We start from the raw sequence: 13,523 nt of genomic DNA on the forward strand, positions 1-13,523 counted from the left end.
TAAGTGCTTAAATTATCGACTATCCAATCACGACTTCGGACTTCGGACTTGCGACTTCAGACTTTCTATCAAAAAGCGTATTCCAATAAAAAGATGTGGCCGTGTTTGTCTTCGCTTATGTATTCCGATTTGTATGATTCTCGTTTGTATCCTACCGCGAGTTCATGTTCGTTTTTAAATATTTTTAATAATCTAAGACCGAACTCAACCGAGTTTGAAAACCGTTCTGCATCGGCGTTTTTGCTTACAAAGTACCATTCACTGGTTGGGTTCAACTTCCAATCTTCTCTATCTTTTATGAAATCGTATTTCAGCGAAAGTAAAAACCGGGTTCGCGTGGTGTGCATGTCGGCGAAAGTATCGTCTTTGTATAGAAAGTGTCGGCGTTCTATCTTAAATTTCTGCATCAGCAACAACCGATTACTCAGTTCAAAATCTGAACGAAGTCCAAACCAAGGTCTTAATTCTAAAAAATTGGCTGTTTTCTTGTCGACAGTGTAGTATGTGGTAATCCCAGCCTCTAAACTGATAAATTTCATTTTTCTGGAAATGTACGCGTCCATGCCCCACCTGCTCCAGTTGTATTTGTCGAAAAGGTGTTTCCAATTGGCGGTTGCAGCACCTCGCCATTTGTTGTTGTTTACATAGGTATACGCGGCCTCTGCTTCCTGAAAAAATTCATCTTTGTCCTCCTCTTGCGCATGCAGGGTTAGGGAGCAGCAGATCATCAATATGGAGATCAAGATGGTTTTCATTGTTTATAAGGTGAAGTGGTTAATTGTTTGAATTGGTTCATTGTCCTTCGACTCCGCTCAGGATGACAGTTGGTTATTGGTTAATTGGTTTATTGTTCTTCGACTCCGCTCAGGATGACAGTTGGTTATTGGTTCATTGTCCTTCGACTCCGCTCAGGATGACAATTGGGTTATTGGTTCATTGGTGATGCAGTGCTATAGACTTTTCGCTTTAGTCTTTAAGCTTTAGCCTTTTAACCCTCTACCTTTTTACCTCTTTCACGCACCTAAAGCCCAAATGTGTTTGGCCCGAGTCAAATGCCGTAGCCATGCGTGCATCAGGTCGGTAATTACTGCAGTACTGTTCGCTACAAAGAAATGAACCGCCTTTAATTACTCTTTTGGGTGTTGTAGGTTCATTCGGGTCGGCGCTTTTTTCGGGCCCGCGGGGGTTGCTACAAAACCCAGCTTTTAAGTTTTTTCTATTTAGTTCATGAATATCTGCCGTATACCAGTCGCTTGTCCATTCCCATACGTTACCAATCATATCGTACAGGCCATAAGCGTCAGGGGCGAAGCTTTTAACAGGAGCAGTTCGTTCGAAACCATCGTTTTTGGTGTTCATTAACGGAAATGAACCTTGAAAAAAATTGGCGAGGTATTTACCATTTGGCGTTAATTGCTCGCCCCAGGCATAAGTTTGGTTCGGTTTTCCGCCCCGCCCCGCGTATTCCCATTCGGCCTCTGTAGGCAATCGCTTTCCGGCCCACCTGGCATAAGCGGCAGCATCCTGGTAAGCAACATGAACCACAGGGTGCTTCCCTAAGCCGTCGATAGAACTTTCAGGTCCTTTTGGGTGCTTCCAATCGGCACCGTTTAACCATGTCCACCATTGCGAAATGTCGTAGAGATTGTGAATTTCCTTCGATGGATCGAAAATCAGCGATCCTGGCGCCAAAAGTTTCTCGTCAGGCTTGGCCGTACCCGCAGGAAGTTGTTTCTTTATTTCTTCCCAGTCAACGGGCTTCTCAGCAACTGTTTTATAGCCGGTTTCTTTCACAAACTTTGTAAATTCATCGTTGGTAACCTCGGTTTCGTCCATGTAAAAACTATCAACCCGTACCCCGTACTCGTTTGCATTAATCAAGTTGTCGGCCCCGCTCTTGGCGCCCATGCTAAAGGTTCCGCCCGGTATTAATACCATATGAGGTGGTGTTACGTTTTCTACCCCACTTTTACCTTGCTTCTGTTTGCATTGTAGCAGTAAAAGTGCACATAGGAGTAAGGCCATTGTTTTATAAAATTTCATTTTGAGTATGTTTTGGTCATTGGTTTATTGTCCTTCGACTCCGCTCAGGATGACAATTGGTTCATTGGTTTATTGTCCTTCGGCTCCGCTCAGGATGACAATTGGATTATTGTCCTTCGACTCCGCTCAGGATGACAATTGGTTTATTAGTTCATTGGTTTATTGTCCTTCGACTCCGCTCAGGATAACAATTGGTTTATTAGTTCATTGGTTTATTGTCCTTCGACTCCGCTCAGGATGACAATTGGTTTATTTGTCATTGGTTTATTGTCCTTCGACTCCGCTCAGGATGACGATTGGTTTAATGGTTACTTGGTTTATTGTCCTTCGACTCCGCTCAGGATGACAATTGGTTCATTGGTCATTGTCTTGGATAAATCTTGTTCCAATCGTTTTTCATGTCTACCACCAGCCAGCCGTTTTTATCAGCGTCATTTAAAGCTCTATCAAGTTTGCCAACAGCCGATTTTCTATCATAAGCCCATTCACTTTCTGCGTCGGTGTGGTGCAGGATCAGTCCCAACCTCGGATAACCTTTGGCTGTTGTTGTCCATTGTAACATTTCATAGTCGCCATCCGAGTTGCCGAACGCCAGAACTGGCCTTTTGCCAATATGCTGGTGGATGCCAACCGGCTTGCCCGTATTGTCATCGTTGAAGTTTAATTCGGGCAACTTGATCAGCTTCGGAATGCCATCTGCGCCAACTTCGTATTTGGTTTTAAGCGAACTCCCAATAATTTGATAGCTCGGAATATGATATGCTTTTTCGGCCCAAACCCGCATAAAGTCAACTCCTCCGCCAGAAACGACAAAGGTCTTGAAATCGTTAGCTTGAAGATAATCAAGCAATTCTATCATGGGTTGGTATACCATTTTATAGTATGCTTTGCCAGTTGTGGGGTGCTTTGCTGTTTTCATCCAATGGGCCACGTTTTGATTGAACTCATCTGTTGAAACGCCCGCATGTGATGCCGCAACCAACTGAAGCAGCGCTGGCTCGCCACCGCTCAGTACTTTCTGCATATCGCCCTCCAGTAAGGACCTAAAAGGTTCTTTGGCTTTCCACTCTGGATGATCTTTGGCCAAGGCTTTAACCCGATCTATAGCAAAGGCCAGTTGAAAATACATCGGTTGTTCGCTCCAAAGTGTTCCATCATTATCAAAACAGGCTATACGGTCGGCAACGGGAATAAATTCTGCGCTTCCCTTAGTGGTGGTTTTGGTTACAAAATCGATAATTGCCTCTTTGTTCGACCCCTCGTTCCAAGATGGCAGGAGAATGTCATCCAATGTAGCTATGTCAAAAGGATGGCTGTCTTTGCTTTTGTTTGTTTGTTTGCAGGCCACAAGGCCCACGGAAATAAACAGCATGAATACAACTGAATTAATTTTCATGTTAGATTACAATTACAGGATTTGTGGTTAGCGCTGCCTGGATATGTTGTGGTGCAGGCCGCATATTTTTTGTTTATTGCTTCGGATCTGGCATCAATGGCATATTTTGAGTAAGTACAGATCGCAGCTCGTTGTCTATGCTTGTCTCTATCTGGATAAATTGTGCCGCTCTAATTGCAGAAATATTATTTGCTATTTTTTTGAAGTATTTAGATTTAATACCTGATAATCTTTTTTCGCTTCTCAAAAGACCATAAGTTATTTCTGACGCTTTTTCATTCGTCATGTTGTCATAGCTAGCTGCATAATCAGCCAGGTAGCTCCATTTGGCGTTTACAATTTGTTTTTTGTCTTCACGGTAGGCATCCCAAATCGGCCAAAAATGATCCGCTTCCAGTTGGTTCAATTTTAATACCGAAGCGGTAAGGTCTTTCAATGCCATTCCCCATTGCTTACGGATGATTTCATCTTCGTTTAAGTCGGGAGCTTGTGCTTTAGCTACCATAACAGCAAGCAAAAGCACGAGCGAGAGTAATAATTTTCTTTTCATGTCGAGAGTTTAAGAAAGGGAGTTGCCCCCCTTTCTGGGATTACTAATTAAGGGTATGTTTAATAGTTAATTTCCTTTTACGTTCATTTCATTAACCTGCTTCTGTACTTTCGTTAAGCTCCAGTCGCCCGCGGTTTGACTAGGTGGAAAGTCTTTGAAAGTTGATAGAAACCTGATGGCGTACTGCTGTATTGGCGTAATTACAAAGGCCCGGCTTAAATACCAATCGTAATAGGTGTTTGATCCTTTTAGTGCTTTTTCAAACGGGTCCCGTCTTAAATTAAATAGGTAAGGCGTTCTCAAGGTTACAAAAGGTTCTAACCAAATCTGTAGCTGATTAGCACGTTCTTCCAAAAAGGTAACTTTCCAATCGTTGTAACGTAATGCAGCTACCTCGCCACCATCTGTTACGTAAACGAAGCCATCGCGTGCAGATTTTTTCGATTTACCGGTTAAATAGTCTAGTTGGTTGGCTCCGTCGATGTGGTTTTTATAATGTCTGCCGTTCAAGTCTACACCACTCTTTAGTTGGTCGATTATTTTATCGTTACCGGCTACGGCAGCAAAAGTTGGCAGCCAATCTTCGTGAGATACAATTCCATTCAAAGTAACATCGGCGGGGAAATGACCGGGCCATTTTATAAAGGCTGGCACACGGTAGGCCCCTTCCCAATTTGAGTTTTTCTCCCCGTGGAAAGGTGTAGTTCCGGCATCAGGCCAGGTGTTGTAATGCGGCCCGTTATCTGTTGAGTACATTACAATGGTATTATCTGCAATGCCCAGTTCATCAAGGTATTTCAGCAGTTCGCCCACCATCATATCGTGTTCTACCATGCCGTCGCTGTATTCATCTTGCCCGCTTATCCCCCTATGTTCTTTTTTTACATGCGTACGGAAGTGCATACGCGTGGCGTTCCACCAGGTAAAAAACGGTTTACCGCCATCAACTTGTTTCTTTATAAATGCTTTAGCGGCAGCAATCGATTCCTCATCAATCGTTTCCATTCGTTTTTTCGTCAACGGGCCCGTATCCTCTATGCGCTGCCCGCCCTTACCATCGGCCCAACTATGGATTACGCCACGAGGGCCAAATACTTCCTTAAATGTTTTCCCATTGGCCATCACCATGTCTTTTGGATAGTCTTCGTTTTCAGGCTCCTCTTCAGCATTAAGGTGGTACAGATTTCCCAAAAATTCATCAAAACCATGCATGGTAGGTAAATGCTCATCGCGGTCGCCCTGGTGGTTCTTTCCAAATTGGCCTGTGGTATAGCCCTGGCTTTTTAACACGGTAGCCATAGTAACATCAGTTTTTTGCCAACCCTCTTTGGCGCCCGGCATGCCTACCTTCGTCATCCCACTTCTTACCGGCACACTACCGCCAATAAACGCTGCCCGCCCGGCCGTACAGCTTTGCTGCCCATAATAATCGGTAAAAGAAACACCTTCTTTGGCAATTCGATCGATGTTTGGTGTTTTATAACCCATCATGCCACGATTGTTGTGGCTAATATTCCATGTGCCAATGTCATCTCCCCAAATAATGAGGATGTTCGGCTTTTTTTGCTGCGCAAACGCGGGTTGCACAAGGTAGACCAGTAGGGCCGCGGCAGTTAGCCTCCTAAAATTGATCTTGTAGTTCTTTTTCATCTTTTGTTTTTTTGGTACTTTAGTAGTTTATTTTTAACCCCTAAAAATCATCCGTACTCAAATCTTTCAAAAAAATGAATTTACGTTTGTTTGTTGGGTTAAGGTATGCACAATATACAAACAAGTTTGTATTTATCAAATTTTTATGAAAGAAAAATCAAATATCTTTGAAAGAATAGAGGTGATAACTGAATTTAACGGTATAAAAGGCATTAATGGGCTCGCAGAGGCATTAAATTATTCCAGTCCTGAAAAAATTTATCGGATTGGGAGAGACCCGAAAGCCAAACCATCCTTCGAAATTATTTCAGATTTAGCAAACAAGTTTGAAGATTTGAACCTCCGGTGGTTTATCACGGGCAAAGGGGCACCGTTTAGTGAGCACGCATACGATGGTGATGTGGACGAAAAGCAACAGCACGAAGCAGCCGACAGTGCGCCCCATGGTGAGTTTTATCGATTGAAATTAGAGAATGAGCATCTTAGAGATTTGAATCAGACCTATCTGCGAATAATTGAAGCCCTATCTGTTACGCAAAAAAGTTTGCACGAAATTACAAAGGGTATTGATACAGGCACGGAGCATTAGCAATTTAGTGAGAATTATTGCGTACGCCAGCGGCTTTTGAATGGGAATTAAAGCTTCTCGTTCCTTTCCGTGGTCTTCATGCTTTCCATAGCAGAATATTTGCTGTTTGCCAGGGAAACATGAGGCAGGTGACTGAATTAGGATTTGGCATTTAGCGGCAAGCTTCTTCGCACCTCATCTCAGTTAATAAGATTTTCTTTGATGAACATTTGAGGGTTATAAAATCGGTCGCTCAACTGCGTCTCATTAAAAGTAAGCCAGCTGGCACATCCAAAATCATCGAACTTTTTTCTGATCTCGAGATGTAAATGATGATAATCGCCGCCATATTTCTTGCTTTCCAGCTTGGTGAACAACCTGGCGATTTTGGTGTTAGGGTTTACATTTTGACCATTGGTTACATAAACCTCTTTTAAATGCTTATAAGAGGTAAACATGGTGCTTCCGTTCGGCAACTTATGTCTCACCACAACTGTTCGCTGGTTTTCGCCTAAATGGATAGAGCACACTACGCCATTTGCCATCGGATAAACGGCTATTAATTCCGATTTAGGATTTGCAGGGTTTATGTCGATAGCCGTGTGGATATGTCCTTTTACATAACTGTTTCTATGATCGCCAAAAATGCTGATAATTTTCAGGTTGCTTCGCTTCCTCCGATCGCCGATATCAAAGGGTAAGAACCATTTATCGGCGATTTTTGCTGGGTTAACATCAGTATAATAGGGTTTCCAGCGCCCGCGATCTTGTTCAATCGTTGGATTTTGGAACCATAATGTCGTTGACAATAAAAATAAGAATAACCTCATTTGGTTTGATTTTTTTGGCTCCTAATGGTGGTTTGCAATCGTGACTTTTTTGCTCTGGATTTTAAATCCAGCATTAAATAGGAAGAGATGCCAAATTTTACGTGTAAATAGGTGTTTCGCTTTGGTCTTTCCGTTTTATCTACGGACTTTCGGACTCCCGACCGGGGGCTTATCCCTTTTCGCCTTTTTTGAGCTCAATTACCGTAATCTCGGGCCAAATGCCAATACGGCCCGAAAAACCAAGAAAACCAAATCCCCTGTTCACGTTTAGGTACCGGCCGTTTTCAGTTTTAATTCCCGCCCAATGCTTATATCTGTACTTCACGGGGCTCCATTTTATGCCGAACGCTTCAATTCCGAATTGCATGCCGTGCGTGTGACCGGCCAAACTCAGCTGAATTTTCGATGGGTAATTTTTAACCTGGGCATCCCAATGAGACGGATCGTGAGAAAGCAAAATTTTAAAATCGTTATTAGCCGTTCCTTTCAAGGCTTTGTTCAGGTCGCCTCTCTCGCCGAAACCGATTCCCCAGTTTTCGATACCGACCAGAATAATCTTGTCGCCATTTTTCTCTAACACCACATGTTCATCAAGCAACAGCCTAAAGCCCAAATCGTTGTGATAGTTTTTTAGCTGCTGCAAATTCTTTGCTTTATCCAGTTCCGAAGGCCACTTAATGTAATCGCCATAATCGTGGTTTCCGAGCACGGAGAACTGCCCAAACGGCGCTTTAATTTGCGAGAAGTGGCCAATGTACGGTACAATTTCTGATGATGCATTATTGACCAGATCGCCTGTAAAAACGAACAGATCGCTCTTTTGGGCGTTGATTAAATCGATGCCCTTTTGCACGGCCGCAGGGTTGGTGAAGCTTCCGGCGTGGACATCAGAAATTTGCGTAAGCGTAAAGCCATCAAAGCTTGCAGGCAAATCATCAAAAAACAAGGTGTGCTTAATTACCCTGTAAGCATATTTTCCACGTGTAATGCCGTAAATAAACAGCACCACCGTTAAGCAGAACATAATAAATGCAAAATCGATCCAATAACTGCTTCGGGCCATCGTTTCGTAGCCTGCTACAGTAAAATGCGACGGAATTGAAAAGAGAAAACGGAAAACGTCGCCTAAAAGCAAAAAGACGGCAAAAATGAGCTCAGCAGCAAATACAATCAGAAAAGCGTGTACAATGATTTGAAAAAACCTGTTTATACCCTGTGCGCTGAATGTTCTGATGGCATAAATTAGCGCAAACATTAAACCAATGGCCACCACCCAAACAATCGGGCTAAGCCAGGTAGAGGAATTGATGGTTGTTAAGCCCGAAAGAAAATAGGCATTTAACGAAAAAAATAAAAGGGCAACAATTACTATTGGTAAAAAACTAAATCTTCGCTTCATTTTAAATTGAATAACAGAACTGCGTAAAAATAGATTTTAAACCCGAAAATCCACCATCGGGTTTCTGTTGCCGGTAATTTTTACGCCCTGTTGATCAAGCAGAAAGATCGAAGTTGGTCCATTTAATAATTACAGATCGCAAATCGTCTAGTGTAAAAGGCTTCGTTAAAAAATCCTTCATGCCTGCGTTTAAACAGGTTTCCTTATCCTCGTTCAAGGTATTGGCGCTACAGCCAATAATAACGGGCGGTTGCAGGTTTAACGATTTGTACAGCTTGATAATTTCGATTGTTGCACTCACACCGTCCATATTCGGCATCTGCATATCCATCAATATCACATTAAAATGTTGGGATCTGGCCTGCTCAACAGCTTCGAGCCCATCGTTGGCCACAGCATATTCGTAGCCCGATTTTTTCAACATTTTCGAAGTAATCACCTGGTTGAACATATTATCTTCTGCAATTAAGATCCGCATGCCGGTTGAAACCGGTGGATTTTGATCAGCTTGCGTGTGTTCTGTAACATTTGTTTGTTGCCGGTTAAACGCATCAACAGGAATAGAAAATTCAAATACCGATCCGACGCCAACCTTACTGGTTGCCATAATATTGCCACCCATCATTTCAGCAAGTTTTCTACAGATGACCAGGCCGAGGCCAGCACCACCAAATTTGCGGCTGGTGGAAAGATTAAGCTGCGAAAAAGGGAGAAACAGTTTAATCATATCATCTTCGGCAATGCCAATACCCGTATCTTCCAGTTTCGAAATGAGCTTGCCATTTTTTTCATTGCCAATGTAAGATACATGGAGTTTTGCATGCCCTTTTTCGGTAAATTTTAATCCATTGCTCAACAGATTGATTATAATTTGCTTATATTTTATCTCATCAGTAATGATTACGTTTGGTACCGATGGATCAATTTCAAGAACTAAATCGATTTTTTTCTTGCTGAAAGAAGTTTTTAAGATTTTTTCAACCTCGATAATACTTTTTCTGATTTCGAAAGGATGATTGTGAATTTCCATTTTATTGGCCTCGATCCGCGATATATCCAAAAGATCGTTTACAATGTCGATCATAATGCTATTGCTCGCCTGCAAGGTGTTTAACAGTTCCGATTGTTCGGCAGTTAGTGCAGTCAGTTTTAAAAGCTCCGAAGCACCCGTAATGCCATTTAACGGCGTTCTGATTTCGTGGCTCATATTGGTTAAAAAAAGCGATTTTGCCTTCGTAGCGGCTTCAGCGGCTTCTTTTGCAACAATGAGGTCGTGCCTCGAAACCTCCAGGCGCTGCTTGCTCTTTAATAACAAAAACCTTTCGTAATCGGCCACTTTTCGGTATACTGCAACCATTAAAATCATCATAAAACAAGTGATTACAAAGGCCAGCATGACATCAAAATTTCTTTCCTGCTCGGTAGCGTAAGGCGTAGTCAGCGTTGGAAATAGATTCTCTAAAACTATGCACGAGCTGATGATCAGAACAAATAGGGAAACAAAATAAAAACGATACTTTTTGGATAGGGAAATAATGGCAACTGTTAAATAAAAGATAAACAAGATTGGTGTAGAGCCCAGTAAGCCCCCATTTAAAAACCACGATGGGAACATGCTTAAACAGTTGAGGGCGAAATACCAGAAACGCCCCTTTTCTGAAACCTTGTCTAACAAAGCGTAGTAATAAAATGTAGAATGAACAAGCAGATAAAAGAATATCAATACATTGTTAGCCAGTGGCATGCCTAAGATAAAGTTGCCAATTATGCTTATAATAGAAATGAAAACCAAACACAAACATAAAACGGCAAAAACCTTCGATTCGATGCTGATTTTTCTATTTCTAATATTTAGTAATTTAATCTGTTTAATCATTAACGAATAGATCTGATCGCTAAAGATAGCGATTTGCTATAATTAATAGACTGCTACACAATAACTCTATTTACCTAATGACCCAAAACTTGTACAATTTTAAATTATAGTTACTTTTCGTAGCTTTGTATAATATATGCTATCAAAAAAGACTAAATATGCCATTAAAGCACTCGTTGCACTTGGTAAAAACGTAGATAAACCCCCCATGCAGATTTCCAAGATTGCGGAGGAGGAGCATATTCCCAAAAAATTTCTGGAGCAGATCCTTCTTGATCTCCGTAACGCTGGCTTTTTGTACAGCAAAAAGGGGGCTGGAGGCGGCTACAGCCTAAATAAGAGGCCCGAAGAAATTCTTTTGGTTCAGGTAATGCGGGTTACTGATGGGCCCATTGCCATGGTGCCTTGTGCAAGCTTAAACTTTTATCACAAGTGCGATGAGTGCGTTGATGAAAAAACCTGCGGCATCAGAAGTGCGTTTATCGACGTTAGAGACGCCACGCTAAAGGTATTGAGCGAAACCAGCATCGCCGATGTAATCGGAAGAGAAGGTACTTTAAAACTCGGTATAGAAACGCTTTAGCACCCAAAAAAACAACATCATTTTAAGCCTGATTCTGTATAAAAAAAATAATGTAACAATTTCTTGACGACCATTTTACTGGCAGTTTATTCTGGCGTTTTTTACAATTTCTCGTAAAATAAATGTTACCTCGGGCTTCAACGCTGTTAAGTTGGCAAAAGAAAACCTATTGTCATTCTTAGCAATAATCATTGCATAAATCGAACCCCGGCATGTCTCGAAACCGTCATTTAAGAATCTTTTTTTAGAAAAATTACTACTATTCCTATATACTTTATATATTTGACGGATGAAATTCAATTTTACACCTGAGCAAGTTTATAGCCTGCCGATGCAGTATCGTAAAGTTAAATAAAGAAGCGTTTAATAATTTATTTGGTGTAAACGTTGGATGCTTCTCAGTGATAAGAGAGGCATTTTTAGAATAAAGCTAACAAAACAATATGCAAAGTTTCAGAACAGAACTCGAAAATCCGGTTGTTGAGCAAGACATTATCGATTTAGAGAATAAGATTAAGGCTTTTCGCGATGGAACCATTCACGATGAGAAATTTAGGAGTTTACGTTTAGCACGTGGCGTGTATGGGCAAAGGCAACCCGGCGTTCAAATGATCCGCATTAAGTTGCCCTTCGGAAAAGTGACCTTTAAGCAACTGTTGCGTATTGCCGATATTGCCGATGAGTACGGAAGCGGAAACCTGCACTTAACCACCCGTCAGGATATTCAGTTGCATTATGTAAGCTTAGACCGCACGCCGGAGCTTTGGGCAAAGTTAGAGCAAGATGACATCACACTTCGCGAAGCCTGCGGAAATACCGTTCGTAACGTAACCGCATCGCCAAACTCTGGTATTGATATAGACGAGCCTTTTGATGTTTCGCCTTACGCACACGCTACTTTTAAGTACTTTTTGCGTAACCCGATTTGTCAGGAAATGGGAAGAAAAATCAAAATTTCTTTTTCATCAAGCGATAAAGACACAGCATTTAGTTATATACACGATTTAGGTTTTATTCCGAAAATTAATGCCGATGGCGAGCGTGGCTTTAAGGTGTTGTTTGCTGGTGGTTTGGGTGCACAACCTTTCTTGGCAAGTCCGGTGTACGAATTTTTGCACGAAGACCAGATTATTCCCTTTACCGAATCGGTTTTACGGGTGTTTGATCGTTACGGCGAACGTACCAATAGAAATAAGGCCCGTTTAAAATATTTGGTTCAAAAGCTAGGTTTAGAAGAGGTTTTACGCCTTGTTGCCGAAGAGCGTACCGCAAATAAGGTTAAAAGCTTTAAAATTGATAGAGATACCGTTCCTCAACCTGCTTTGCCGCAAGAGCAAGCTTACGCTCCGGTAGATATTTTGAATGAAACACACTATAAACACTGGTCGGCAACAAACGTGGTGGAGCAAAAACAAGCCGGTTTTTACTCCGTGTACGTTAAAGTTCAGGTTGGCGACATTAAAACCGATAAAGCAAGGGCTTTTGTAGAGGCAATTAGACCTTACGTGGCCGATGAGATCAGGATTACACAAAATCAGGGATTACTTTTAAAATTTGTTCGCGAAGAAGCCCTGCCGTCATTGTACGTGGCCCTAAATAAAATTGGTTTTACCACCGCCGGTTTCGATAGTTTAGCCGATATTACCACTTGCCCCGGAACAGATACCTGTAATTTGGGTATTTCTAATTCGATGACGCTGGCCGAGGTTTTGGAAGATGTAATTTATACCGATTTCCCGGAGTTTATCTACGAAAAAAATATTAAGATCAAAATTAGCGGCTGCATGAATTCTTGCGGTCAGCACGGCCTGGCCGAAATAGGTTTCCATGGAAGCTCCGTAAAAGCAGAAGGAAAAGTTGTTCCCGCTGTGCAGGTAATGCTTGGCGGCGGAACGGTTGGAAACGGTGTGGGCCGTGTGGCCGAACGCGTAATTAAAGTGCCATCAAAAAGAGCCACCAGCGTTTTGCATTTCATTCTGAACGATTTTAAAGACAATAACCTGGAGGACGAAAATTTCCATCAATATTACGACAGAAAGGGTAAAGACCATTTTTATCAGTTGCTAAAGCCTTTGGCCGATTTAACCAACCTTCAGCAAGATGAGTTTGTAGATTGGGGCCATGTTGAACAGTTTGCAACCGCAATTGGTGTTGGCGAATGTGCAGGTGTAGTAATCGATTTGGTTGCAACCCTGCTTTTAGAAGCCGACGAAAAATTCGATTGGGCAAAACAAAATTTAGAAAAAGGCGCTTATGCCGATGCCATTTACCATACTTACAGCACCTTTGTTAGCGCAGCAAAATCGTTGCTTTTAGATAAAGGTGTAAACAGCAGCACACAGGTTGGCGTAATTCGCGAATTTGATAACAACTACGTAGAAACAGGAGAATTTAAATTGCCTACCAACTTTTCGGATTTGGTATTGCAGATCAATAAAAACGAGCCAACAGAACAATTTGCCAAAACCTATTTCGCTCAGGCGGAAGAATTTTTGAATCAAATTAAAGAGAAAAGAGGAACGCTGGTAAAGGGGTAGCAGATTGGGTGAGAGAATGAGTGAATGATAGAATGGAGTGAATGATAGAATGATAGAATGAATGAGGGAGTGGTAGGATGAAGAACAAATA

Annotated in this window: 11 protein-coding genes; 3 read left to right on the forward strand and 8 right to left on the reverse strand. The window is 41.9% G+C overall.

What is annotated here, in order from left to right; translation table 11 throughout:
• Nucleotides 1–68 precede the first annotated feature (68 nt).
• From IZT61_RS20290 to IZT61_RS20310, 5 genes are all read right to left on the reverse strand, one after another.
• Nucleotides 69–755, reverse strand: a complete 687-nt coding sequence (locus IZT61_RS20290) for a hypothetical protein (protein WP_196098818.1) — start codon at nucleotides 753–755, stop codon at nucleotides 69–71.
• 241 nt (nucleotides 756–996) lie between these two features.
• Nucleotides 997–2,043 carry a formylglycine-generating enzyme family protein gene (locus IZT61_RS20295; protein WP_196098819.1) on the reverse strand — a complete coding sequence of 349 codons (1,047 nt, stop codon included), beginning with the start codon at nucleotides 2,041–2,043 and terminating at the stop codon, nucleotides 997–999.
• A gap of 361 nt (nucleotides 2,044–2,404) precedes the next feature.
• On the reverse strand, nucleotides 2,405–3,439 hold the full coding sequence (locus IZT61_RS20300) for an HAD family hydrolase (RefSeq protein WP_230383785.1): 1,035 nt from the start codon (nucleotides 3,437–3,439) through the stop codon (nucleotides 2,405–2,407).
• Nucleotides 3,440–3,512: 73 nt separating this feature from the next.
• Nucleotides 3,513–3,989 carry a hypothetical protein gene (locus IZT61_RS20305; protein WP_196098820.1) on the reverse strand — a complete coding sequence of 159 codons (477 nt, stop codon included), beginning with the start codon at nucleotides 3,987–3,989 and terminating at the stop codon, nucleotides 3,513–3,515.
• A gap of 66 nt (nucleotides 3,990–4,055) precedes the next feature.
• On the reverse strand, nucleotides 4,056–5,639 hold the full coding sequence (locus tag IZT61_RS20310; protein WP_196098821.1) for an arylsulfatase: 1,584 nt from the start codon (nucleotides 5,637–5,639) through the stop codon (nucleotides 4,056–4,058).
• A gap of 145 nt (nucleotides 5,640–5,784) precedes the next feature.
• Between IZT61_RS20310 and IZT61_RS20315 the strand changes: the two genes are divergently transcribed.
• The gene (locus IZT61_RS20315) at nucleotides 5,785–6,228 is read left to right on the forward strand and encodes a hypothetical protein (RefSeq protein WP_196098822.1); all 444 of its coding nucleotides are present in this window, start codon (nucleotides 5,785–5,787) and stop codon (nucleotides 6,226–6,228) included.
• A 179-nt stretch (nucleotides 6,229–6,407) separates the two neighbouring features.
• On the opposite strand, the gene IZT61_RS20320 is transcribed toward IZT61_RS20315, so the two are convergent.
• From IZT61_RS20320 to IZT61_RS20330, 3 genes are all read right to left on the reverse strand, one after another.
• Nucleotides 6,408–7,037, reverse strand: coding sequence for a M23 family metallopeptidase (locus IZT61_RS20320; RefSeq protein WP_196098823.1), 630 nt, complete (start codon nucleotides 7,035–7,037; stop codon nucleotides 6,408–6,410).
• A 169-nt stretch (nucleotides 7,038–7,206) separates the two neighbouring features.
• Nucleotides 7,207–8,436 carry a metallophosphoesterase gene (locus tag IZT61_RS20325; protein WP_196098824.1) on the reverse strand — a complete coding sequence of 410 codons (1,230 nt, stop codon included), beginning with the start codon at nucleotides 8,434–8,436 and terminating at the stop codon, nucleotides 7,207–7,209.
• 94 nt (nucleotides 8,437–8,530) lie between these two features.
• Nucleotides 8,531–10,312, reverse strand: a complete 1,782-nt coding sequence (locus IZT61_RS20330; RefSeq protein ID WP_196098825.1) for a response regulator — start codon at nucleotides 10,310–10,312, stop codon at nucleotides 8,531–8,533.
• A gap of 136 nt (nucleotides 10,313–10,448) precedes the next feature.
• On the opposite strand from IZT61_RS20330, the gene IZT61_RS20335 reads away from it, so the two are divergent.
• Both IZT61_RS20335 and IZT61_RS20340 read left to right on the forward strand, forming a co-directional pair.
• A complete protein-coding gene (locus tag IZT61_RS20335; RefSeq protein ID WP_196098826.1) occupies nucleotides 10,449–10,895 on the forward strand; it encodes an RrF2 family transcriptional regulator in 447 nt (148 codons plus the stop codon).
• A gap of 443 nt (nucleotides 10,896–11,338) precedes the next feature.
• Nucleotides 11,339–13,432 carry a HEPN domain-containing protein gene (locus IZT61_RS20340; protein WP_196098827.1) on the forward strand — a complete coding sequence of 698 codons (2,094 nt, stop codon included), beginning with the start codon at nucleotides 11,339–11,341 and terminating at the stop codon, nucleotides 13,430–13,432.
• Nucleotides 13,433–13,523 lie beyond the last annotated feature (91 nt).

The organism is Pedobacter endophyticus (genome assembly GCF_015679185.1).
Taxonomy (GTDB): Bacteria; Bacteroidota; Bacteroidia; order Sphingobacteriales; family Sphingobacteriaceae; genus Pedobacter; species Pedobacter endophyticus.